The 384-nt window shown below is 78.9% G+C and carries 1 pseudogene; it reads left to right on the top strand.

The features are described 5' to 3' along the window. Positions 1 to 188: 188 nt before the first annotated feature. A pseudogene (locus H7U32_RS10590) lies at positions 189 to 384 on the top strand (IS3 family transposase); the annotation flags it as partial.

Genomic DNA, 384 nt, shown 5'->3' with positions numbered 1-384 from the left:
CGTGGAACGGGTCAGGGGCGGGTCCGGTCTCGCCGCCGCCCCCGGCGCGGCGGGTCCCGGGCGCGGCGCCTACCACTGCCAGCGCGCGGCCATGGAGGCCGGCGGCAGGCATGCCGTCCCGCGCGGACGGATACGCGCCCTGTCCGAGGGGGGGCGGGCGCGTGTGGGGCTACCGCGCCATCCATGCCATGCCGCGGCGGGACGGGACGGACCCGCTGGTCGTCTCGGAGAAGGTGGCGCGCCGCATCATGGGCGGGGAGGGGCCGCGGCCCGTGTGCCTGAAGAGGCCCAGGCGGTGGAGCTCCCACAGGGGGGAGCCGTCCGAGGCGCCCGCCGACCTCGTGGAGCGCGACTTCCACGCCGGGGCGCCGAACCGGCTGTGGC

Origin of the sequence: Bifidobacterium pullorum subsp. saeculare, assembly GCF_016899725.1 — a bacterium.
Taxonomy (GTDB): Bacteria; Actinomycetota; Actinomycetes; order Actinomycetales; family Bifidobacteriaceae; genus Bifidobacterium; species Bifidobacterium pullorum_C.
The sequence above is the reverse complement of the archived record's forward strand: the minus strand, read 5'-3'. Positions and strand labels throughout refer to the sequence as shown.